Annotated in this window: 13 protein-coding genes and 1 rRNA gene; 5 read left to right on the top strand and 9 right to left on the bottom strand. The window is 72.5% G+C overall.

Features of this window, described 5'->3' with window-relative positions:
• Nucleotides 1–284, bottom strand: a 16S ribosomal RNA gene (locus ACIP4Z_RS08410); the annotation flags it as partial.
• 585 nt (nt 285–869) lie between these two features.
• Nucleotides 870–1430, bottom strand: a complete 561-nt coding sequence (locus ACIP4Z_RS08405) for a MarR family transcriptional regulator (protein WP_355346088.1) — start codon at nt 1428–1430, stop codon at nt 870–872.
• A 116-nt stretch (nt 1431–1546) separates the two neighbouring features.
• Between ACIP4Z_RS08405 and ACIP4Z_RS08400 the strand changes: the two genes are divergently transcribed.
• Nucleotides 1547–2998 (top strand): MFS transporter, encoded by a 1452-nt coding sequence (locus ACIP4Z_RS08400; RefSeq protein WP_401306035.1) that lies wholly within the window; start codon nt 1547–1549, stop codon nt 2996–2998.
• Between the two features lie 181 nt (nt 2999–3179).
• Here the strand turns inward: ACIP4Z_RS08400 and ACIP4Z_RS08395 are convergent, their stop codons facing one another.
• Complete coding sequence (locus ACIP4Z_RS08395) at nt 3180–4940, bottom strand: SpoIIE family protein phosphatase (protein WP_401305969.1); 1761 nt, start codon at nt 4938–4940, stop codon at nt 3180–3182.
• Between the two features lie 113 nt (nt 4941–5053).
• Complete coding sequence (locus ACIP4Z_RS08390) at nt 5054–6421, bottom strand: NAD(P)/FAD-dependent oxidoreductase (RefSeq protein ID WP_401305967.1); 1368 nt, start codon at nt 6419–6421, stop codon at nt 5054–5056.
• A gap of 309 nt (nt 6422–6730) precedes the next feature.
• Between ACIP4Z_RS08390 and ACIP4Z_RS08385 the strand changes: the two genes are divergently transcribed.
• Nucleotides 6731–7657, top strand: coding sequence for a TetR/AcrR family transcriptional regulator (locus ACIP4Z_RS08385; RefSeq protein ID WP_401305965.1), 927 nt, complete (start codon nt 6731–6733; stop codon nt 7655–7657).
• Nucleotides 7658–7949: 292 nt separating this feature from the next.
• The gene (locus ACIP4Z_RS08380) at nt 7950–10106 is read left to right on the top strand and encodes a sigma-70 family RNA polymerase sigma factor (RefSeq protein WP_401305963.1); all 2157 of its coding nucleotides are present in this window, start codon (nt 7950–7952) and stop codon (nt 10104–10106) included.
• Nucleotides 10107–10256: 150 nt separating this feature from the next.
• Here ACIP4Z_RS08380 and ACIP4Z_RS08375 read toward each other — a convergent pair whose 3' ends face one another.
• The 5 genes from ACIP4Z_RS08375 to ACIP4Z_RS08355 all read right to left on the bottom strand — a co-directional run bounded on the left by ACIP4Z_RS08375 (nt 10257) and on the right by ACIP4Z_RS08355 (nt 22146).
• Nucleotides 10257–11006 carry a DsbA family protein gene (locus ACIP4Z_RS08375; protein WP_391041504.1) on the bottom strand — a complete coding sequence of 250 codons (750 nt, stop codon included), beginning with the start codon at nt 11004–11006 and terminating at the stop codon, nt 10257–10259.
• 122 nt (nt 11007–11128) lie between these two features.
• Nucleotides 11129–14383, bottom strand: coding sequence for a BTAD domain-containing putative transcriptional regulator (locus ACIP4Z_RS08370; RefSeq protein ID WP_401305960.1), 3255 nt, complete (start codon nt 14381–14383; stop codon nt 11129–11131).
• Nucleotides 14384–15249: 866 nt separating this feature from the next.
• Complete coding sequence (gene tmk / locus ACIP4Z_RS08365) at nt 15250–18567, bottom strand: dTMP kinase (protein ID WP_401305958.1); 3318 nt, start codon at nt 18565–18567, stop codon at nt 15250–15252.
• A gap of 314 nt (nt 18568–18881) precedes the next feature.
• Entirely contained in the window at nt 18882–21716 is a 2835-nt protein-coding gene (gene topA / locus ACIP4Z_RS08360) for a type I DNA topoisomerase (RefSeq protein ID WP_391130041.1), read from the bottom strand.
• Between the two features lie 235 nt (nt 21717–21951).
• The gene (locus ACIP4Z_RS08355) at nt 21952–22146 is read right to left on the bottom strand and encodes a hypothetical protein (protein WP_355346115.1); all 195 of its coding nucleotides are present in this window, start codon (nt 22144–22146) and stop codon (nt 21952–21954) included.
• 203 nt (nt 22147–22349) lie between these two features.
• Here ACIP4Z_RS08355 and ACIP4Z_RS08350 point away from each other — a divergent pair, with 203 nt between their 5' ends.
• Together ACIP4Z_RS08350 and ACIP4Z_RS08345 are read left to right on the top strand one after the other, a co-directional pair.
• A complete protein-coding gene (locus tag ACIP4Z_RS08350) occupies nt 22350–22832 on the top strand; it encodes a TM2 domain-containing protein (RefSeq protein WP_355346118.1) in 483 nt (160 codons plus the stop codon).
• Nucleotides 22825–23274, top strand: a complete 450-nt coding sequence (locus tag ACIP4Z_RS08345; RefSeq protein ID WP_401305955.1) for a DUF2752 domain-containing protein — start codon at nt 22825–22827, stop codon at nt 23272–23274. The genes ACIP4Z_RS08350 and ACIP4Z_RS08345 overlap by 8 nt, the downstream gene beginning before the upstream one ends.
• Nucleotides 23275–23297: the final 23 nt, after the last annotated feature.

Genomic DNA, 23297 nt, shown 5'->3' with positions numbered 1-23297 from the left:
GCCGGCTACCCGTCGTCGCCTTGGTAGGCCATCACCCCACCAACAAGCTGATAGGCCGCGGGCTCATCCTGCACCGCCGGAGCTTTCAACCCACTCCCATGCGAGAGAAGGTATTATCCGGTATTAGACCCCGTTTCCAGGGCTTGTCCCAGAGTGCAGGGCAGATTGCCCACGTGTTACTCACCCGTTCGCCACTAATCCACCCGAAGGCTTCATCGTTCGACTTGCATGTGTTAAGCACGCCGCCAGCGTTCGTCCTGAGCCAGGATCAAACTCTCCGTGAATGTCACCGGGATATCCCGGAACAACACGCAAGAGCGGCGCGACCGGGAGGAATAATCCCCGTCGCGCACAGCGTCCTCGCTGTGTTTTGTTCTTCAAAGGAACCACGCCCCACGAACCACAATCGGTCCGCGAAGACGGGGTATCAACATATCTGGCGTTGACTTTTGGCACGCTGTTGAGTTCTCAAGGAACGGAAGCTTCCTTCAGACCGTTTCACCGGCCCTCCGGGCTTTCCCTTCGTCGTGTCTCCGACTCTATCAGACGCTTTCCAGTGCCTGACCCCCAGTCAGCGGGGCTTGTCTTTCCGGCTGTTCGGCCGTTCCGACGAGTGAGACATTAGCTGATCCCGTACCGCCCGGCCAAATCGGCCCGGTCGAACGAAACACCGCCTGCATTCCGCGGAAACACACAAACGCACGACGACAACGCGACAACACAAGGCTGTCGGTCATGGTCGAAAGGTTCCTGCGGAATGGCTGTCCGGGGACCGACCGGAGTCGGCGCTCACGTCGGACAACTCGGAGAACACTACGGACGAGGACCACCCATGTCAACTCGGGGCAAGGTGGTCCCGATCACACGGGTCAGTCCAGGTCTTCGAGCCGGCCGCCGGCGTCCGGCTGGCTGTACTCGACGCGGCGCAGAAGGCGGGTGAGGATCTCGCCGAGGGCGGCGCGTTCCACCGTCGTGAGGTCCTGGAGGAGCTCGTCCTCGAAGACGGCGGCCAGGCGCATGGTCTGGAGCCACTTGTCACGGCCCTCGTCGGTCAGCTCGACGATGACGCGGACGCGGTTGGCCTCGTCGCGCTCGCGGGTGACCAAGCCCTCGGCGACCATGCGGTCGATCCGGTGGGTCATGGCGGCCGGGGTGAGGCCGAGGCGCTTGGCGAGGTCGCCGGGGCCGAGACGGTAGGGCTTGCCGACGACGACGAGTGCTTTGAGGACTTCCCACTCGGCGCTGCTGATGCCGAGGTCGACGAGCTGGCGGCCGTACGCCACGTTCATCCGGCGGTTGAGGCGGCCCAGGGCGGTGACGACCTTCTCCACCTGGGGGTCGACCTCAGGGAATTCGCGCTGGTAGGCGGCGATCTGGGCGTCGAGGTCCAGCTCCTGCGGCGCCCCCGGTGAACCTGCGGCTGCGGTCATCCTTCGAGTATGGCACGGAACCCTTTGCGCTAAAGCCCTTCGCGATGTACTCTTTAGCTTCGAACTTTAGTGCTGAAGTCTTCAAGGCGAAGACTCAATGGTCAAGTGGGGTGAGTGTGACAACGGCGATGGGCGCGGCGCTGCGCCGGATCCAGGTGGGGACAGCGCTGAGCGCGTTCGGGAACGGCTTCACGGTCCCGTTCACCTTTATTTACGTCTCGCAGGTGCGGGGGCTGGGCGCGGGTATCGCAGGTGTGGTGCTCGCGACGTTCGCCGTGGCGGCGCTCTTCGTGCTGCCCTTCACCGGTGGGGTCATCGATCAGCGCGGGCCGGTGCCGGTCGCGGTGGTCGGTACGGTGCTGGCCGCCGCAGGGTCACTGGGGCTCGGGCTGTCCGGCAGTGAGCCGGTGGTCATCGCGGCGGCCGGTGCGCTCGGCGCCGGTATAGCGGTGGTGCAGCCCGCGCTGGCGACGATGATCGTGTGGTGCTCGACGACCGCGACGCGGTCGCGCGCCTTCGCCACGCAGTTCTTCCTCAACAACCTGGGGCTCGGCCTCGGCGGTCTGCTCGGCGGTCTGCTGGTCGACACCGCGCATCCGGCGTCGTTCATCCGGCTCTTCGCCATCGAGGCGGCAATGTTCCTGGTGCTCGGCGCGGTCATAGCGACCGTGCGCATGCCGCACGCGCCGCAGGTCGACGGGGCGGTGCGGTCCGACGGCGCTGCCTCCGGCGGCTGGCGGCTGCTGCTCGGGGACCGGGCGATGGTCATGGTGTCCGTGCTGGGCTTCGTGATGTTCTTCGCCTGCTACGGGCAGTTCGAGTCGGGGCTCTCGGCGTTCGCCGTCGAGGTCACCCGGATTTCGCCGACCACGCTGGGCGTGGCGCTCGCGGCCAACACCGCCGTGATCGTGCTGGCGCAGTTCGTGGTGCTGCGGCTGGTCGAGCAGCGCAGGCGCAGCCGGGTCATCGCGGCGGTCGGTCTGGTCTGGACGGTCGCCTGGCTGGTGGCCGGGGCGTCCGGGCTGGTGCACGGCAGTCACGCGATGGCGGTCGCGGCGATCATCTCGACGTACGCGCTGTTCGGGCTCGGCGAGGCGATGCTGGCGCCGACCGTGGCTCCGCTGGTCGCCGATCTGGCGCCCGCGCGGATGGTCGGTCAGTACAACTCGGCGTTCGCGCTGGTCAAGCAGTTGGCCCTCGCCCTCGGTCCCGCCGTCGGCGGCCTGATGGCGGGTGCGGGCGCGTACGGGGCGTACATCGTGATGCTGGTGCTCTGCTCGCTGGCGATCTCGGTGACCGCGCTGCGGATGGGGCGGCACCTCACGCTCTTGCAGGACAGTCCGCATCTGGCGGCGGCCCGCGTGGTCGCCCGTTCCGCGCCGCGGGTCCCTGCCGGGACGGACACGGACACGACCGTGGACGTGGTCCTCGACTCGGCTCAAGCCAAGGACCTGGACCTGGACTCGCGGGTGACCGCGGAAGCCGACCCGGCCGCCCGAATACCGGCCGCGCCCGTCGGCGCCACGGCGGAAGCGCGACCGGAACCGGCCGCGACCGTCTCCCGGTAGTCGCCGCCCCCGCCCCTCCGGCCCGAGGGCCTTCCCGGCCCTCGGCCAGGCGGTCGGCCCCGGACCCGAACGGACTCGGACCCGAACGGATCCGGACCCCCAACGGCCCCGGCCACGGCCCAGCGGCGGGGCACCGTCACCCCGCCCGCCTCACCCCGCCCGCCTCACCCCGCCGGCACCCTCAGCCCGGCAGGGCGAATTCGCACCAGACGGCCTTGCCGCCGCCCGGCGTGCGGCGGGAGCCCCAGGACGAGGCGACGGTGGCGATGATCGAGATGCCGCGGCCGGCCTCGTCGCCGGGTTCCGCGCGGCGGCGGCGCGGCAGGTGGTCGTCGCCGTCGGTGACCTCGATGATCAGCCGCCGGTCGGTGCGGCGCAGCCGCAGCCGCATAGGCGGGGTGCCGTGCTTGAGGGAGTTGGCGACGAGTTCGCTGGCCGCGAGGACGCCGAGGTCGCGCAGTTCGACGGGGAAGCGCCAGGAGGCGAGCACCCCGGAGGCGAAGGCGCGGGCGCGGGGTGCGGCCTCGACGCCGCCGAGGAGTTCGAGCGAGGCGTTGCGGAAGAGCTCGGCCTCGCTGCCGGTGTGGTCCGGGTACTGGAGGACGAGGACGGCCACGTCGTCGTCGTGTTCCGAGGTGACGCCGAGGGCGCGCATCAGGCGGTCGCAGATCACCTGGGGCGCGCCGGTGGCGCCGGACAGGGCCGACATCAGGGCGTCCACACCGACATCGATGTCCTCGCCACGCCGCTCGATCAGGCCGTCAGTGTACAGGACGGCGGTGCAGCCGGGGCCGAGGGCGACCGAGCCCGAGGTGTGGATCCAACCGCCGGTGCCGAGCGGCGGTCCGGTGGGTTCGTCGGCGCGGCGGACGGTGCCGTCCGGGTCGCGGATCAGGATCGGCAGGTGTCCCGCGGTGGCGTACGACAGGCGGCCCTCGCTGGGGTCGTGCACGGCGTAGACGCAGGTGGCGATCTGGGTGGCGTCGATCTCCGAGGCGAGGCCGTCCAGGAGCTGGATGACCTCGTGCGGCGGCAGGTCGAGCCGGGCGTAGGCGCGTACGGCGGTACGGAGCTGGCCCATGACGGCCGCGGCACGGACGCCCCGGCCCATCACGTCGCCGATGACCAGGGCGGTGCGGCCCGCGCCGAGGGTGATCACGTCGTACCAGTCGCCGCCGACGGCCGCGTCGGTGCCGCCGGGCTGGTAGGTGGCGGCGACGCGGAGGTCGTCGGGCTGTTCGAGCTCCTGCGGGAGGAGGCTGCGCTGGAGGGTGACGGCGGTCTCGTGGAGGCGGCGTTCGCTCTCGCGCAGGCGCTCGGCGGAGTGCACCTGGTCGGTGACGTCGGCGGCGAAGACCAGGACGCCGCGGCGCTCGGGGTCGGGGTCGCCCGCCCTGACGGGGGTGCAGGTGAAGGTGAAGTAGCCGGGCTTGGCGGGTGAGCGGTCGTCGCCGCCGACCACCTTGCGGGCCTTGACGGTGCGTGGTTTGCCGCTGCGGTGGACCTGGTCCATGAGCGGGAGCAGGCCGAGCTCGTCGAGCTCGGGCAGCGCGTCGCGGGCCGGGGCGCCGGTGGTGCGGGCGCCGAAGACCTCCGTGTAGGCGTCGTTGACGAAGTCCACGCGGTGGGCGGGGCCGTGTGTGACGGCGATGAGGGCCGGAAGGCGGCTGAGGACGCCGGTGACTGACGGTTCGTCGGTGACGGCGCCGGCGCCGGCGGCGGCGGGGACGGGACCCGTGGCCCGACCGGCCGGTGGGCCGGGGGCCTGGCGGGTGCCTTCGGGGTCGGCGTCAGGGGCGATGCCGCTGCCCGCGTCCTGCGGTGCCGTCGCGGGGTCGGCCGCGTCGGCGCGCACGGGGTCGCCGACTTTGGCGCGCGCCGCGGGTACGGCACTGCGTCGCTGTGTTCCGGGGAGCCGGGCGCTCCAACGCGTAAGGTTCAAACGTCCGATTCCTCGTATTTGTCACTCTTTGCAGGTGCTGGCGCACGCGTGGTCACACCACCAGTGTGGCCGACCGGCGGCCCGGGGGGGAATCGCGCGCCGTCCGGGGCGGGTCAGGGGGCGTCGGGATCGCGGTGCGATCCGGCGGCCAGTTCGAATTCGGCGCGCGGGTGTTCCAGTGAGCCGAGCGAGACGATCTCGCGCTTGAAGAGCCCCGCGAGCAGCCATTCCGCCAGGACACGGGCCTTGCGGTTGAAGGTGGGGACGCGGCTGAGGTGGTAGGCGCGGTGCATGAACCAGGCCGGGTAACCCTTGAGTTTGCGCCCGTAGATGAAGGCGACACCCTCGTGCAGCCCGAGCGAGGCGACCGACCCCGCGTACTTGTGGCGGTATTCGGTCAGCGGCCGGCCGCGCAGGGTCGCCAGGACGTTGTCGGCCAGGACGCGGGCCTGCCGCAGGGCGTGCTGGGCGTTGGGGGCGCAGTCGGTGCCGGGCTCCCTCGCCGTCAGGTCGGGCACGGCCGCCGCGTCGCCCGCCGCCCACGCCGTCTCCGAACCGGCGATCCGCAAGGTGGCCTCGGCGCGCAGCCGTCCGCGGTCGGTGAGCGGCAGGTCCGTCGCGGCCAGCACCGGGTGCGGTTTGACGCCCGCCGTCCAGACCACCGTCCTGGTGGGCAGCCGTTCGCCGTCGGACAGTACGGCGATCCGGTTCTCGCACGACTCCAGCCGCGTCTCCAGCCGGATGTCGACGTTACGCCCGCGCAGCTCGCGGATCGCGTACTTGCCCATCTCCTCGCCGACCTCGGGCAGGATCCGGCCGGTCGCCTCGACCAGGACCCATCTCATGTCCTCGGGGCGGATGTTGTGGTAGTACCGCACGGCGTAACGCGCCATGTTCTCCAGCTCGCCGAGCGCTTCGACGCCCGCGTATCCGCCGCCGACGAAGACGAAGGTCAGCGCGGCCTCGCGGACGTCGACGTCACGGGTGGAGGAGGCGATGTCGAGCTGTTCCAGCACGTGGTTGCGCAGCCCGATCGCCTCCTCGACGGTCTTGAAACCGATGCCGTGCTCGGCGAGTCCGGGGACCGGGAGGGTGCGGGAGACCGAGCCCGGCGCGATCACGAGCTGGTCGTACGCCAGCTCCAGCAGGTCGCCGCCCTCCTCTTCGGTGACCGGGGTGGCGATGCTCGCGACGCGCTTGGCGTGATCGATGCCGCGCGCCTCGCCCACCACGATCCGGCACTTGCCGAGCACCCGCCGCAGCGGTACGACGACATGGCGAGGGGAGATGGATCCGGCGGCGGCCTCGGGCAGGAAGGGCTGGTACGTCATGTACGGCTGCGGTTCGACGACGACGACTTCGGCCTCGTCGCGCTTGAGCTTCCGCTGCAACCGCAGTGCGGTGTACATCCCGACATAGCCACCGCCCACCACGAGAATGCGCGGGATGCCTGCTCTGTTCCTCGCTGCCGACTCCGTCATTGCTCCATGACGCAATGGACCATAGCCGTTTGTCCACAGCGCGGACGTGATGATTCCCCGGTTTCTTCGACGGGTTCGGCGACGCAGCAGGTCAGCGGTGCACCCATCACCGGGCAAAGGCCGCGCGGAAGTGCACGGTGCCCGTTGCTCCGATCGGGGGCGCGCGCCGGTCGGATCACAACCCCCTTCTTTCTTGACGTGGGCTCAACTATGTTCGTATCTCGTAGTACTGCGGGGGACGCGTACTGATGATCGCCCATGAGCGGGGAGTCTCCGGGGGGAGACGCGAATTTTCCGGGGGATACGTATATGCACATTCAGGACTCTCAGTGGACGACGGCCGCGGCCGGTTCGGACGGCGCCGTCGGCGGAAACCGTCCGGCACCGCTGCGCGTCGACGCGCAGCGCAATCTGGAACACGTACTGCGGGCCGCGCGTGAAGTCTTCGGCGAGTCGGGGTACGGGGCTCCGATGGAGGACGTCGCCCGCCGCGCGCGGGTCGGCGTGGGTACGGTCTACCGCCGTTTCCCGAGCAAGGACGTGCTGGTCAGGCGGATCGCCGAGGAGGAGACGGCGCGGCTGACCGAGCAGGCGCGTACGGCGCTCGGCCAGGAGAACGAGGCGTGGTCGGCGCTGGCGCGCTTCCTGCGCACCTCGGTCGCCTCGGGCGCCGGGCGGCTGCTGCCGCCGCAGGTGCTGCGGGTGCAGAGCCCGTCGACGGGCGCCGGTACGGAGCACAGCGGTACGTCGCCGCTGGGCGTCGAGCCGAACCGGGTGCCGCAGCAGCGCAATCCGTTCGCGACGGCGGCCGGGAGCGTCGCGGCGACGACGTCAGCGGGCGCGGGTCCGGTTGCGGGCACGGTCACGGGAACGGCCGGTGAGGTCGCGGACCACGCGGGCCGTGACGACATCGGCGGAAGCGACGGCGGCGCCGACCGGAGCAGCGACCAGGACGGCATACGGGCACTGCTCGACGTCGTCGGACGGCTCGTGGACCGGGCGCGCGAGGCGGGCGAGTTGCGCCTCGACGTGTCGGTGGCCGACGTCCTGCTGGTCATCGCCACCTCGGCGCCTTCGCTGCCCGATCCCGAGCAGCAGGCGGCGGCCTCGGCGCGGCTGTTGGACATCCTGCTGGACGGGCTGCGCTCGCGGCCCGGCGAGCGGGCGGCCGACACCCCGTCAGGGGGCGCGGCGGCGCAGGGCGAGGGCGTGACGGACGGTCAGGAGCCGGCGTAACGCGGCGCGGCTCACCCCGCGGGGCCGGGGCGCTACGACAGCGCCGGGCTCAGCGACTCAGATCAGCCGAGCAACACGGCTCGGCTCAAGGACCCGGCTCGATATAAACGGCTCGGCACCGGGCGCTCGGAGTCACGCGGCGGGACGTCGCGCGACCCGGCGCCGCTCGGGTCGTCGTCACGCGCTCCACCGATCGGGTGAACGTAGAGGAATCGTGAACGATCTCTCCACGGATGAGTGGTTCCCCGGTATCCCGTGACCCCGGCCCGCCCTCCTGTGCCACGCTTGCCCCGTGGAAGAGGCAAACGGCGAGTCCGGCGCTCCCGCCGCGGGCCCGGAGACCGGCGACGGGCTGCCCTCGCGCAGGGTGCCGGGGCAGCGCGAAGTGCCGGGGCAGCGCGACCCGGCCGCACGCGACGACGTCCGCGAGGAAGCCCGCGAGGGGACCGGCGACGGCGCGCGTGAGACCGACTGGGGCACGGACCGCGAGCCGGGCCGTACCGCCGACCCGGAGCCCGGCCGCGTACCCGCCCCCGCCGCGCCGCCGTCCGCCGGGACACCGGGCACCGAGGCGCCGGCCACCGAGGCGCCGGCCACCGAGGCGCCGGCCGACGACGACCTGCTCTCCGTACAGGGCCATCCCGCGCACACCGCCTCCGCCGAGGCCGACGCCCTCGAATCCGCGCTGTCCGACGCCGAGTTGGTGGCCCGGGTGCGCGGCGGGCAGGACAGCGCCTACGAGGAGCTGTACCGGCGGCATGCCGAATCGGTTCGCCGCTACGCACGCACCTGCTGCCGGGACGCGCACACCGCGGAGGATCTGACCGGCGAGGTCTTCGCCCGTACGCTCCAGGCGATCCGCGGCGGCAGCGGCCCCGAGTCGGCGGTCCGCGCGTATCTGCTCACCACGGTGCGCCGGGTCGCCGCGTCCTGGGGCAACACCGCCAAGCGTGAGCACCTGGTCGAGGACTTCGCCGTCTTCGCCGTCTCCGCGGCGGGCTCGACGGCCACCGAGGACACCAACGAACTCGGCGCGGACGTACGGGCCATGCAGGAGGCCGAGCAGACGCTGGCCATCCAGGCGTTCCGTACCCTCCCCGAGCGCTGGCAGACCGTGCTGTGGCACACCGCAGTCGAGGACGAGTCGCCGTCCGCCATCGCGCCGCTGCTCGGCCTCACGCCCAACGCCACGGCCGTCCTGGCCCACCGGGCCCGCGAGGGCCTGCGCCAGGCGTATCTCCAGGCGCACGTCAGCTCCACGCTGACCGCCGAGGGCGAGTGCGCGCGGTACGCCGACCGGCTCGGCGCGCACGCGCGCGGGGGCCTGCGGATGCGCGCGGACCGCGAGTTGAGCAGGCACCTGAAGGAGTGCGAGCGGTGCACGGCCGCCTCGCTGGAGCTGGCCGACCTCAACTCGGCGCTCAAGGGGCTGTTGCCGGTCGCGTACATCGGCTGGTTCGCCGCCGTCTACGCCGCCAAGGCCGCCGGAATCGTCGCGGTCGGCGGAGCGGTCGGCGCGGCGGGGGCCGGAGGCGTGGCCGCCGCCGCTGCCGGGTCGGGTACGACGTCGAGCGCGGGCGGCGCGGCCGCGGGAGGCGCCGCGTCCGAAGGGCTCGGCGCGCCCGCCAAGGTCGGCATCGCCGCGGCCGTGGTGGTCGCCGCCGCGGCGGCGGCGTTCGCGCTGGCCCTCACCGGGGGCCACGAGAAGGCGCCGCCGAAGGCCCAGCCCAAGCCGCCGCCGGTCGCGGTGGTGACCACTCCCCCGCCGCCCGCGCCGAAACCCGCGCCGAAGCCGAAGCCGGTCGTCCCTCCGCCGCCCGTCCAGCCGGTCGAGAAGACGACTCCGCCGCCGAAGCCGAAGCCGACCCCGGCGAAGGCGAGTCCCAAGCCCGCGCCGAAGCCGAAGCCGGTGGTCCCTCCGCCGCCCAAGCCGGCCCCGACGACCCCCACGCCGACCCCGACACCGACGCCGACACCGACCCCTCCGCCGCCCGCGCCGACCGCGTACAAGGTCAATTCGCTGGGCATCAGCGGTTTCGGCGACACCTCCGGGCCGACGATCCGGCCGTCGGTCACGAGCTGGTGGTGGAACCGCTGGGGCCTGACGATCGGCGGTACGCAGTACGAGCACGGCATCACCGTCCACGCGCCCTCGTCGCTGACCATCGACCTGAACCAGGCATGCGTCACCTATGACGCGCGGGCCGGGATCGACGGCCTGACCGGGCGCTTCGGCGCGGCCAGCTTCTCGGTGTACGGCGACGACACCCGGCTGTGGCAGTCGGGTGTCGTACGCGGCGGCGACGCGGCCGTGCCCGTGCACGTCGGGATCACCGGGTACAAGACGATCCGGCTGGTGGTCGATCCCGAGGGGCGGCACGGCGGCGGGCCCGGTCTCGGGCTGGCGAATCTGGCCGACTGGGCGGATTCGGTGATCAGCTGCTCGTAGGCGGCCGGTCCGCGGGCGGCCGGTCCGCGGGCGGCCGGTCCGCGGGCGGCCGGTCCGCGGGCTCCGGGCGTTTTCGTACAGAGAGCGCCCGGGCCATGGGTTCTGCGGCCAGGAGCGCTCTCGGCGATGAGCGCTCTGCGGTTATACCGATTAGCTGTTCGCGGCCGGTGCGTCCGCGGTGGTGGCCGGCGGGACCGCGCACACGCCGTCGGCGCAGGCGGCGTCCGCAGCCGCGTCCTCCGTACCGGCGAGGGCAGCGGCCTCGGCGGCCGAGTCCTTGGCGACCTGTTCGAGCGCCTGGAGGAAGACGGACGTCTCCTGGCCGCCCTGCACCGCCCACTTGCCCTCGAAGACGAAGGTCGGCACGGCCGTGATGCCGATCTGCCGGGCCTGGTCGATCTCCGCCACGACCTCGTCGCGCAGGTCGTCACCGGCGAGGAAGGCGGCGACCGCGTCCCGGTCGAGGCCGGCCGCGACGGCCGCGTCCGTCAGGGCCGTACGGTCGCCGATGTCCAGGCCCTCGCCGAAGTGCCCGGTCATCAGGCGGCCCTTGAGCCGGTTCTGGGTCTCGGGGCCGTACGTGTCCAGGGCGAAGCGCAGCAGGCGGTGGGCGAGCAGCGAGTTGTTCTCCACGACCGTGTCGAAGTCGAAGGTCAGCCCTTCGGCGGCGCCCATCGAGGCGAGCCGGTCGTCCATGGCCACGGCCTGCGGCCCGAATTTCCTCGCCAGCACCTCACGGTGCGGCTGCGGGCTCTCGGGCGCGGTCGGGTCGAGCTGGAATGGCCGGTAGACCACCTCGACCGAATCTCCCTGCGGGAAAGCGGCGAGGGCGCGCTCGAAGCGGGATTTTCCGAGGTAGCACCAGGGGCAGGCGATATCGGAGTAGATCTCAACTTTCAAGGCTTTTCACTTCCGGGCGTAGGCGGGCGCTGGCTATTCCTTGAATGCTCAATCAAGGCTTCCCTCGTCAACGAGGACGCGCGCGGGACCTATTCCCGTACGGCCGTACGCCCCCGCTCCGCCTACGAGGCCGCCGTCATCGCGTGCGCCGTCTCCAGCAGGACCGCCACCGCCTCTGAAGCATCCAGCACCGCGCCCTCCGCGCAGGCCGCCGCCCATTCGCCGTCGCCGAGGCCCGCCCTGGCCCGCTCCTCCACGGCGTCGGCGGTGACCAGCTCGGGCACCGTACGCGGCAGCGGCCCGCGTACGGCCGAGGACGCCGCCGACATCCGGACCGCCGACCGCAGGTCGCCCAGCTCGACCAGCACCTCGGCCGCCGAGTCGAGCTGCGCGCCCACCACCGGCTCCGTGCAGCCCTCCGCCAGCGCCAGGCTCGCCGACTCAGCGAGACCGAGCAGCGCCGCCACCGGGTCGCCCTCGGCCGCCGTGATCCGCGCGCCCAGGCTCGCGAGCAGCACCTTGAACGTCGGCGGCGGCGTACCGTCCGCCAGGTGCCCGACCGCCGTCTCGCACAGCTCCCTGGCCTGCCGCGGCTCGCCCCGGCGCAGGAGCAGCAGCGCCTTGAGGTAGCGGATGTACGTGCGGGCGTCCCACACGCTGTACAGCTCCGCTTCCTCCCCGGCCTGCTCGACCAGCTTGCGCGCCTCCTCGTCGTCCCCGCGGCGATGCGCCAACTCCCCCATCCGGGCCAGCAGGAAGGCCCCTTCGCCGTCCGCGCCCAGCTCCCGGCCGAGCCGGTGCGCGGCCTCGAAGTCGGCGTGCGCCGCCGCGTACTGCCCGCGGACGACCTCGATCTCGGCGCTCGCGCCGTGCACCTGGGCGCGGATCCAGCGGTCGCCGAGCCGTTCCCTGCGCTCCTGGAGCTCCGCCCAGTCGGCGTCGATCCGCGCGAGCCCGCCCGGCGTGTCCACGGCGATGTGCGTACGGAGCATCAGCGCCACCGCGATCTCCCACTCGCCGCCGTGCTCACGGCAGTTGGCGACGACGGTGTCGGCGTGCCGGCCGATCTCCTCGTCCCTGCCGAGCAGATACGTGGTGAACGGCCACAGCATGCCGGGGAAGCGCGCCGCGGGCGGGCCGCCCTGGCTGTACGCCGCCGCCAGCAGCGCGGCCATCGCCCGCGAGTCGGCCGAGGACCACTGCGCCTCCGAGGCGTGGTCGCTCTTCACGAAGAAGTGCAGCATCCGCAGGTCCAGGCGTGGCCAGAACATCCGGTCCGCCGGGTCGGGCGGGGGTTCGCCGCCCAGCTCCGTCACCCTTTCCAGCCAGGCGTCCGCTTCGTCGCGGTAATTGCGCAGCCACCAGAACCAGCCCATGGACAGCGCGATCGTGATCGCGTCCAGCTCCGCGTCCTGGCTCCCGGTGTCCTCTTTCCCGCCTGAGGGCGGCTCGACCAGCCGATTCAGCGCGGCGCGGACGTTGTCCAGCTCCGTCTCCAGCACTTCCAGCCAGTGGAGTTGGTCGGCGCCGCGCAGTTCGGAGTCGGCCGTGCGGGCCAGTTCGCGGAAGTACGCGGTGTGCCGCCGCTCGGCCGCGGCCAGTTCCTCGGGCCGCTCGGCGGCGCGCTCGCCGGCGTACTCGTGGATCGTCTCCAGCAGGCGGTAGCGGACGTCCTGGCCGGGAGTGGGCGCGTGGACCGCCACCACCAGGGATTTGTCCACCAGTTGGGCCACCGTCTCCAGCGCGTCGGGACCGCACACCGCCTCGGCGGCCGACAGCGTGCAGCCGCCGGAGAAGACGCTCAGCCCGCGCAGCGTCGTACGCTCCCGCTCGGTCAGCAGCTCCCAGCTCCAGTCGACCACCGCCCGCAGCGTCTGCTGGCGCGGCAGCACCGTACGGCTGCCGCTGGTCAGCAGCCGGAACCGGTCGTCCAGCCGGTCCGCGATCTGCCGCGGCGACAGGGCCCGCAGCCGGGCCGCGGCCAGCTCGATGGCCAGCGGCAGGCCGTCGAGACGGCGGCAGATCTCGCGTACGGCAGCGTCGTTCTCCGCCGTGGTGAGGCGGGCGTCCGCGCGTACGGTCGCCGCGCGGTCGGCGAACAGCCGGTACGCGGTCGCGGGCGGCAGCGGCTCCACCGGGCGTACGACCTCGCCCGGTACGCCCAACGGCTCGCGGCTCGTGGCCAGTACGGCCACGCCGGGGCAGGCCGCCAGCAGTTCGGCGGCGAGGGAGGCGGCGGCGCCGATCAGGTGCTCGCAGTTGTCGAGCACCAGCAACAGGCGGCGCTGCGCGCAGTGTTCGAGCAGCCGGGCCAGCGGGTCCTCGCCGTGCGACGCCTCGGACAGGAACTGGTCGCGGCCCGCGCCGCCGAGCAGCAGCGTGTCGCGGCGACCGAGGGCGCTCAGCACGGCGTGCGGGACCGCCGAGGGGTCGTCCAGCGGGGCGAGTTCGACCAGCCACACGCCGTCCGGGTGGCGGCGCGCCGCCGCGTCGCCCGCCTCCTGCGCCAGGCGCGTCTTGCCCGACCCGCCGGGGCCGGTCAGCGTCACCAGCCGGGCCGCGGCCAAGTCGCTTCTGATGTCGTCGAGTTCGGCCTCGCGGCCGACGAAGCTGGTGAGGCGGGCGCGGATGTTGCCCTGCGCGGGGGGCGGCGGCCTGCGCCGCAACAACTCGCCGTGCAGCGCCCGCAGTTCCGGGCCGGGATCGGTGCCGAGCGCTTCCGCGAGTACGGTCCTGGTCTCCTCGTACGCCGCCAGGGCGTCGGCCGTCCTGCCCTCGGCGTGCAACGCCCGCATCAACTGGGCCCTGAACGACTCGTCCAGCGGGTGCTCTGCCACGGCCGCGCGCAGGCCGGGGAGGGTGTCCGCCGCCCTGCCGAGGCGGAGGTCGGCTTCCACCCTGTTCCGCAGGGCGGCCAGCTTCAGGGCTTCGGGGCGGGCCGCGGCGGACGTACGGTCCGGGAGGTCGGCCAGGGCCGGGCCGCGCCACAGGGTGAGGGCGCGGGTCAGGGTGTCGGCCGCCGTGGCGGCGTCTCCGGCCGCCAGGGCGGTATCGCCCTCGCGGGCGAGGCGTTCGAACTCGTACAGGTCCACCGAGTCGCGGGGGGTGGCCAGGCGGTAGCCGCCGGGTTCCGAGACGACGGCGTCCCGGCCCAGGGCTCGTCGCAGCCGCGACATCAGGGCTTGCAGGGCGCCGGCGGCGTCGGCCGGGGGGTCGGCCGCCCAGACCTGTTCGATGAGGGCTTCGGGGGGTACGGGGCGGCCCACGTTGAGGGCCAGCACCGCGAGGACGGCTCGCAGGCGGCTGCCGCCCAGGCCGATTTCGGGCCCGTCGTCGGAGGGGCGGGCCTCCGTGACCCCAAGAATCCGATACCGCACGGGGTCATCTTCGCGGACGGCGCCCCAAAAGAGCGAACCTTCGCCCTTGGGTGGGGGTGGGGGTTCTGCCCGCCCGCCCACCCGTGCGGGTGCTTTTTCGTCTGCGGGTGCCGCTTGTGCCTGGTCGGTGCCGGTCCGGGGCACCTCCTCGAAATGCGGCTACCTGGTCTCCTGTATCCGGTGCCCTTCTTGTCACCGCATTTCTGCGGGGGCACCCCGGCCCGTCCCCTCCCGGTACGTCGGCGTCCGCCCGCCGGTGGGGGTGGTGCAGGGGGGTGGGTGGGGGGCAGGCCCCTGCGCCCCCCGACCTCCCGGCGGAGTGGGCGAAAGGGGGTGGGTGGGGATCCGGGACCTGCGCCACCCGGACGCCCGCCCGGGTCGGCGGAACGGCGTGGGTGGGGTGCGGGAGCTGCGTCACCCGGGTGGGCGGAGGGTGGGGGCTGGGGCCTGCCGCGCCTGGCGTTCGGCCGGGGTGGGGGGCCGGGATTTGCGCGGGCCGAGGGGCTGGCGGGTGCTGGCGGGGAGTCGGAGGGGGCGTGACCGGAGGGGTCTGTTGGGCGGTTGGGCGGTTGGGGAAGGGCCCGAGCTCTCCGATCCGCTCGGAGGGGGCACCGGCGCAGGGCGGCACGTCGAAAAGACCCCCTACCCTCCCCGGCAACCCCCACCGGACCGCCGGACGCCGACGTACCGGGAGGGGACGGGCCGGGGTGCCCCCGCAGAAATACGTTGACGGCCGGGTACCGAATGCGCAAAGGCCAGGTGATACGGATTTCGAGGAGGTACCCCGGACCGGCACCGACCAGGCACAAGCGGCACCCGCAGACGACAACACACCCGCACGGGTGGGCGGGCGGGAAAGACAAAGGTCAAGAACGCCCCGGCGGCCGACGGTCGTCGTCGTGAGGGCCGAGGAGTTCGTCGGCGAGAGTGGGCAGGTCGTCGAGGGGGGTCTCCTCGGCCCAGTTGGGGCGAGGACGGCGCGGAGCGGCCGAGGGCGTCTCTGCGGTGGGGAATTCGCGGGTGCGCTCGTTGCCCGGCTGATCCTCGGGGCGGAAGAGCCACGGCGGGACCCGGTCGGTCGGGTCGTCCGAGGCCGGGGACCCGACCGGGGGTACGACCGGCGGGAGCACCGTCGTGGTCTCGGAACTGTCCTCACGAGGGCTGTCCTCACGAGGGCTGTCTCCGCGAGAGCGAGAACCGTCCTCGCGAGAACCGGCCACATCCGAAGCCGACTCGTCAGAAGTGGTGCCGTCAGCCGACGAGGCGCCCTCCGCGGGAGCATCCTCCGGCTCGGCCGGAACGACCGGGAGAACCGCCGTCTCATCGGCACCCGGACCAGCGGGCACGTCCGGCTCGGCCGGAACGGCCGGAACGGCCGGGAGAACCGTCGTCTCGTCCTCGGCGGGAGCCGAGGAAGGCGGCGGAGGCACGACATTGACCGTCGTGGTTTCGGCCGAGTCCGAAGTCTGCGGCAGCTCGGTGGTCTTCTCGGAGTCGGAGGAGCCGGAGGAGCCGACCGAACCGGCCGAACCGGCACTCGCGGCGGCGGCAGCCGCAGCCGCAGCGGTGCGGGCCTCCTCGGCGCGGAGAAGGGCCTCCTCCGCCTTGCGCTGCTTTTCGAGGCGGCGCGCGTCGGCCTCGGAGCGCAGGCGTGCCTGCTCCTCGGCGAGGCGGCGGAGCCGTTCCTGCTCGGCCGCGCGGGCGGCCTCCTCGGCCTCGCGGCGAGCCGTCTCCTCGGCGGCGATGCGCGCGGCCTCCTCGGCGCGGAGGCGTTCGGCCTCGGCCTCACGGGCGGCGGCGCGCTCGGCGATCTCGCGGCGGGTGGCCTCCTCGGCGGCGAGGCGGCGCTCCTCTTCCTCGCGGCGGAGCCGTTCGAGCTGGGCCTGGCGCTCGCGCTCCTGGCGCTCTTCCTCGGCCTTGCGGGCGGCCTCTTCGGCGGCGAGGCGCGCGGCCTCGGCGGCGGCCTGGCGCTCGGCCTCGGCGCGGGCCTCGATCTCCTGGGCGGAGAGCGGGAGAAGCTGGTCGAGGCGGTGGCGTACGACCGTGGTGACGGCGGCGGGGTCCTGGGCGCCGTCGACGACGAGGTAGCGGCCGGGGTCGGCGGCGGCGAGGGTGAGGAAGCCCGCGCGGACGCGCTGGTGGAAGGCGGCGGGTTCGGATTCGAGGCGGTCGGGCGCTTCGGTGAAGCGTTCGCGGGCGGCATCGGGGCTGACGTCGAGGAGCACGGTGAGGTGCGGGACGAGTCCGTCGGTGGCCCAGCGGGAGATGCGCGCGATCTCGGTGGGGGCGAGGTCGCGTCCGGCGCCCTGGTAGGCGACGGAGGAGTCGATGTAGCGGTCGGAGATGACGACGGCGCCGCGTTCGAGGGCGGGGCGGACGACGGAGTCGACGTGCTCGGCGCGGTCGGCGGCGTAGAGCAGCGCCTCGGCGCGGTGCGAGATCCCGCCGGAGGAGACGTCGAGGAGGATGGAGCGCAGGCGCTTGCCGATGGCGGTGGCGCCGGGCTCGCGGGTGACGACGACCTCGTGGCCCTTGGTGCGGATCCAGTCGGCGAGGGCTTCGACCTGGGTGGACTTGCCCGCGCCGTCACCGCCCTCTATGGCGATGAAGAATCCGGTGGCGGCGGGGGCGACGGCCGGTTCCGCACCGGTCAGGGCCTCGCGCAGGTCACGCCGGAGCGGTACGCCGCTGCGGTCGTCGGTCTTGCCGAGGACGAGCGCGGCGACCGGCAGCAGCAGGGCGCCGATCAGCATCAGCGTGTACGCGGCACCGCCGTGGTCGAAGGTGAAGTGACCCTTCTGGATGCGGTGCGGGCCGATCGCGGCGGCGACCAGCGGCGCGACGATCACGGCGAGGGCGAGGACGGCGCGCGAGACCGCGTGCAGGTGCTCGGTGGTGCGGCCGCGCCGTCCCGCCTCGGCTTCCTGCTCGATCAGGATGTGCCCGGTGTTGGCGGTGACGCCCGCCGCGGCGCCGGCCAGCAGCGCGAGCAGCAGGACGGTGGTCTGGTCGGCGACGATGCCGGTGAGGAGCAGGCCGAGCCCGGTGACGCCGATGGACAGCGCGAGCAGCCGGCGCCTGGACAGCGCCGGGAGCGTACGGGGGGCGAGGCGGATGCCGATGACCGTACCGGCGGTGAGGGCCAGGACGAGCAGGCCGAAGCCGGTCGGGCCGAAGCCGAGGGCGAGCGCGTGCAGGACGGCCACGGCCACGGCCGCGCCGATCGCGCCGACGACCGCGGCGGTCGCCAGCACCAGCAGCGGCAGTACGCCGGTCCTGCCGCGCTCGGCGCCCGCGGGGCCCTTGGGCAGCCGCAGCCCTTCGAGCGGGGAGCGCGGACGCGCCACCGTGCCCGAGGGCAGTTCGAGGAGGTAGAGCACCGACATGGAGGACGAGAAGAGCCCGGCCGCCACGTACGAGGCGAGCGCCACCTGGTGCTGGTCGAACCAGGTGACGCCGACCGCGATCAGCGTGTTCACCAGCGTGACGACGACGAGACCGGCCGCTGCCAGCGGCAGTGCGACGAAGCTCGTCCGCAGGTCCAGCCGGTGCAGCGTCGCCAGGTGGTCGGGCGCGGGCCGCACGGAGGTGTCGCCGGGCGGCGGCAGGAGCAGCGGAGCGGCGCCGTCCTTGGCGACGGCCCACAGCCGCTCGGCCACCCCGGTGACGAAGGCGGTCACCAGCAGCCAGGTCAGCGCGGTGTGCTGCGACCAGGTGATCCACAGCGGCGCGACGATGAACAGCCCGAGTCGTACGGCGTCCGCGCCGATCATCGTCCACCGGCGGTCCAGCCGGCCGCTCTCGGACGTCAGCGCCGACAGCGGGCCGAGCAGAACGGCGCCGAACAACAGCGTCGAGACCAGGCGCGCCCCGAAGACGGCCGCGGTGGCGAAGGCGATACCCCGGTAGCCGCCGCCGTACGCGTGGTCGGCCACCGCCGCCTGCACGGCGAGCCACAGCAGGACGAGCAGACCCAGTCGGTCCGCCACCGCCCCGGTGAGCTGCGCGCTCCACAATTTGCGCAGCGCCGGGATTTTCAGCAGCGCACCGACCGCTCGCTCACGGCTGTCAGCGGCGAGGTCGGTGGCGAACGCGTCGGTCACGTCCCCCTCGACGTCCTCGGCCCTGACATCTGCGGCCGTGACGTCTGCGGCGGGCGGCTTGGGCTGCTCGGATGGCGTCATCCCAACAGCCTATCCGCCTTACGACGCCCTACACGGAGCCGGTCCCACTCCCGGGCGGACCACCCCTCAAGGAGGGCGGGGAAGCGCACTCACCTGGGCGAAGACGGCCCTTCGAGGGGCCCTTCCGCGGGCCCTTCAAGGGGGAGGAAGGGGAGGCAGGAGAGGCGGAAGGTACGGCGCGCTGACGCATGGCCAGTTCCTCAGGGGCGCGGGAAACCGCGCGACCGGCCCATGACCGGCGCGCGGTTCACCACCGGCCCGGTGGGGCAGGCGCTGTCTTCGCCCGCCCACCGCCCCGGTGTGCCGGACAGGCCCTAGTCGGCTGAGGCCGTCGACTTCTTCGCCGCCGCGGAGGCAGCCGCCTTCTTGGCCGGCGCCTTCTTCGCGGCAGTCTTCTTCGCGGTGCCGGAAGCCGCCGTCTTCTTGGCGGGAGCCTTCTTGGCCGGTGCCTTCTTGGCGGCGGTCTTCTTCTTCACGGGCCCCTTCGCCCGCTTCTCCGCGAGGAGTTCGTACCCGCGCTCGGGCGTGATCGACTCCACCTCGTCGTCACGGCGCAGCGTCGCGTTGGTCTCGCCGTCGGTGACGTAGGGACCGAAGCGGCCGTCCTTGACGACGACGGGACGCTCGCTGACCGGGTCGGTGCCCAGTTCCTTGAGCGGCGGCTTGGCGGCGGCGCGACCGCGCTGCTTGGGCTGGGCGTAGATGGCGAGCGCTTCGTCGAGGGTGATCGAGAAGAGCTGGTCCTCGGTCTCCAGCGAGCGCGAGTCGGTGCCCTTCTTCAGGTAGGGCCCGTAGCGCCCGTTCTGCGCGGTGATCTCGACGCCCTCGGCGTCCTTGCCGACGACGCGCGGCAGGGACATCAGCTTGAGGGCGTCCTCAAGGGTGACGGTGTCGATGGACATCGACTTGAAGAGCGAGGCGGTACGCGGCTTGACCGCGTTCTTCCCCGTCTTCGGGGTGTCCTCGGGCAGGACTTCGGTGACGTAGGGACCGTAGCGCCCGTCCTTGGCGATGATCGGGCGGCCGGTCGCCGGGTCGTCGCCGAGCGCGAAGTCGCCGCTGGGCTTGGCGAACAGCTCCTCGGCGTACTCGACGGACAGCTCGTCCGGCGGCAGGTCCTCGGGTACGTCGGCGCGGCGGTGGTCGTCCTCGCCGCGCTCGCCCTTCTCGATGTAGGGGCCGTAGCGGCCGACGCGCAGCATGATGCCGTCGCCGATCGGGAAGGAGGAGATCTCCCGGGCGTCGATCGCGCCCAGGTCCTCGACGAGTTCCTTGAGGCCGCCGAGGTGGTCGCCGTCCCCGTTGCCCGCGTCGGCGGCGGAGCCGACGGTGGCGCTGCCGTCGTCGGAGCCGAAGTAGAAGCGGCGCAGCCACGGCACGGCCTGGGCCTCGCCGCGGGCGATGCGGTCGAGGTCGTCCTCCATGGAGGCGGTGAAGTCGTAGTCGACCAGACGGCCGAAGTGCTTCTCCAGCAGGTTGACGACCGCGAAGGAGAGGAAGGTCGGGACGAGCGCGGTGCCCTTCTTGAAGACGTAGCCGCGGTCGAGGATCGTGCCCAGGATCGTGGCGTACGTCGACGGGCGGCCGATCTCCCGCTCCTCCAGCTCCTTGACCAGCGACGCCTCGGTGTAGCGGGCGGGCGGCTTGGTCGAGTGGCCGTCGGCGGTGATCTCCTCGGCGCTCAGCGCGTCGCCCTCGGTGACCTGCGGCAGCCTGCGCTCGCGGTCGTCCAGCTCGGCGTTGGGGTCGTCGGCGCCTTCGACGTACGCCTTCAGGAAGCCGTGGAAGGTGATGATCTTGCCGGAGGCGCTGAACTCGGCGTCGCGGCCGTCGGCGGAGGCGCCGCCGACCTTGACGGTGACGGACTGGCCGACCGCGTCCTTCATCTGGGACGCGACCGTACGCATCCAGATCAGCTCGTAGAGCCGGAACTGGTCGCCGGTCAGACGGGTCTCGGCCGGGGTGCGGAAGCGGTCGCCCGAGGGGCGGATCGCCTCGTGCGCCTCCTGCGCGTTCTTGACCTTGCCCGCGTAGACGCGCGGCTTGTCCGGCAGGTAGTCCGCCCCGTAGAGCTGTGTGACCTGGGCGCGGGCGGCGCGGACGGCGGTCTCCGAGAGCGTGGTGGAGTCCGTACGCATGTAGGTGATGAAGCCGTTCTCGTACAGCTTCTGCGCGACCTGCATGGTGGCCTTCGCGCCGAAGCCCAGCTTGCGCGACGCCTCCTGCTGGAGGGTGGTGGTGCGGAAGGGGGCGTACGGCGAGCGGCGGTACGGCTTGGACTCGACGCTGCGTACGGCGAACTGGGTGTCGGCGAGCGCGGCGGCCAGGGCGCGGGCGGCGCTCTCGTCGAGCTGGAGCACCTGCGAGCCGGACTTGAGCTGGCCGGTGGCCGCGTCGAAGTCCCGGCCCTGCGCGACCCGGCGGCCGTCGACGGTGGTGAGCCGGGCGACGAGCGTGGAGGGGTCGGAGGCGTCACCGGTGCGGCCGGTGGCGAAGGTGCCGGTCAGGTCCCAGTAGTCGGCGGTACGGAACGCCATCCGCTCGCGTTCGCGCTCGACGACGAGCCGGGTGGCGACGGACTGCACGCGGCCGGCCGACAGCCGCGGCATGACCTTCTTCCACAGCACCGGCGAGACCTCGTAGCCGTACAGCCGGTCGAGGATGCGGCGGGTCTCCTGGGCGTCGACCAGGCGCTGGTTCAGCTCGCGCGGATTGCGGACGGCCTCCTGGATGGCGTCCTTGGTGATCTCGTGGAACACCATCCGGTGAACGGGCACCTTGGGCTTGAGGATTTCCTGCAAATGCCAGGCGATGGCCTCGCCCTCGCGGTCCTCATCGGTGGCGAGGAAGAGTTCAGTGGAGTCCTTGAGGAGGTCCTTGAGCTTCTTGACCTGTGCCTTTTTATCGGCATTGACCACATAGATGGGTTGGAAATCACTGTCCACATTGACGCCGAGCCGCGCCCAGGGCTGGCCCTTGAACTCCGCCGGCACTTCGGCGGCCCCGTTGGGGAGGTCGCGGATGTGCCCGACGCTGGCCTCGACGACGTATCCAGGGCCCAGATATCCCTTGATCGTTTTCGCCTTGGCAGGCGACTCGACAATGACGAGTCGCTGGCCGCTGTGTGCGGTCTCGCGGGTCGGGGACAACGTCGCTCTTCTCTCCCGGTCGAAGGTGTGTCGCTGCGGAGTGTGACCGTACCTCCCTGTCCCGTGTCAAACGGGAAAAGTCCACAACGCCACTGGAACGGTAACCCGACAACCGGTCTGTCTGCCGCATGGACGGCCGCTCCGGTCGGTTTCCCGGAGGGGCGCGGGGGCGCGTTCCCGGGGGCGCGTGCGTGATTTCACGCACGTCAGGAGGGTCGGGGAAGGGCGGTGGCGGTCAGACCTGTGTGAGACACCAGACGCCGGTGAGGAGCGCGACCGCGCCGAAGAAAATGGACATGACAGTTGCGGCGGTGGATCCCGCGGCCGTCACGGGCTGCCGGGCGCGCAGCCGGGCGGCCGTCCAGAGCAGGAGCGCGGCCCCGAAGACGGCGAAGACCGTTCCGGCGAAGAGTGCGGGCACCCGCTCCATGCGTCCCCTCGTCCCGTCTCGTCCTGTCCAGGTGTGTGCTCCCGGACGCTGCCACGCCAGGGCGTCCGGCACGCGAACCACGGGTGAACACAGGTCTCCGCTCCCAGGGGGTGGGACGCGGCGGGGGCCGTCCTGCAAAGATGTCCGGCAACGACCGGTACACAACAAGACGTTCAACGACGTTCAGCACAGGGGGACGGGGCATGTCCGACCAGAATCCGTACGGCCAGAATCCGTACGGTGACAAGCCGCAGGGCGACAATCCGTACGGGGAGCAGCAGCCCGGGGGCCAGCCCGGATACGGATACCCGCAGCAGCCCGGGGGCCAGGCACCCGGTTACGGCTACCCGCCCCAGGGCGGCGGCCAGGCACCCGGTTACGGCTACCCGCCGCAAGGCGGCGGGTACGCGCCGCCCGGTGCCGCGTACGCCGCGGACCCGTCCGCGCCGTACGGCTACGACCCCTACGGGCGGCCGTACTCGGACAAGTCCAAGGTGGTCGCGGGAGTGCTTCAGCTCTTCCTCGGCAGCTTCGGCGTGGGCCGTTTCTACACCGGGCACACCGGCATGGCGCTGGGGCAGCTCTTCACGTGCGGCGGCTGCGGCATCTGGGCGCTGATCGACGGCATCATGCTGCTGGCCGGGGACAACCCGACCGACGCGCAGGGCCGGGTGCTGCGTGGCTGACGAAGTCCGTCGGCCACAGGTCGGCGCTCCCCCGGTCTCCCCGGGGGCGCGCCGCCCGTCGGCGGTTCTCGGCCACCCGGCCACCGCTCCCCTGGCGACGCTCGCCGCCGGGGTGGCGGGCGCCGTCTATCTCTACGGCACCGACCCGCACCAGCCGGGCCACTGGCTGCCGCGCTGCCCGTTCAACTGGGCGACCGGGCTGCTCTGCCCGGCCTGCGGCGGTACGCGCATGGTGTACGACCTGATGCACGGCGACGTGGGGCGCGCCTTCCACGACAACGCCGTCCTGCTGCTGGCCGCGCCCCTGGCGCTGTGGCTGTGCGGGCGCTGGATGGTCGAGGGGCTGCGCGGCCGTCGCCGACGGCTGGTGGTGAGCCCGCGGGTGTCACTGGCCGTGCTGTGCGTGGCCGTGACGTGGACGGTTGTCCGCAACGTGTTCTGACGCGTCGTCCACTCCACCGCGCG

The sequence above is a fragment of the Streptomyces sp. NPDC088910 genome, from assembly GCF_044749865.1.
In the GTDB taxonomy this organism is placed as follows: Bacteria; Actinomycetota; Actinomycetes; order Streptomycetales; family Streptomycetaceae; genus Actinacidiphila.
Note: the sequence above shows the minus strand (reverse complement) of the source record. Positions and strands in the feature narration are given on the sequence as shown.

Coding starts and splice junctions, on each gene's coding strand:
- ACIP4Z_RS08405 (WP_355346088.1), bottom strand. CDS start 1,430: ATGACCGCAGCCGCAGGTTCACCGGGGGCGCCGCAGGAGCTGGACCTC.
- ACIP4Z_RS08390 (WP_401305967.1), bottom strand. CDS start 6,421: ATGACGGAGTCGGCAGCGAGGAACAGAGCAGGCATCCCGCGCATTCTC.
- ACIP4Z_RS08385 (WP_401305965.1), top strand. CDS start 6,731: ATGCACATTCAGGACTCTCAGTGGACGACGGCCGCGGCCGGTTCGGAC.
- tmk (WP_401305958.1), bottom strand. CDS start 18,567: ATGACGCCATCCGAGCAGCCCAAGCCGCCCGCCGCAGACGTCACGGCC.
- ACIP4Z_RS08355 (WP_355346115.1), bottom strand. CDS start 22,146: ATGGAGCGGGTGCCCGCACTCTTCGCCGGAACGGTCTTCGCCGTCTTC.
- ACIP4Z_RS08350 (WP_355346118.1), top strand. CDS start 22,350: ATGTCCGACCAGAATCCGTACGGCCAGAATCCGTACGGTGACAAGCCG.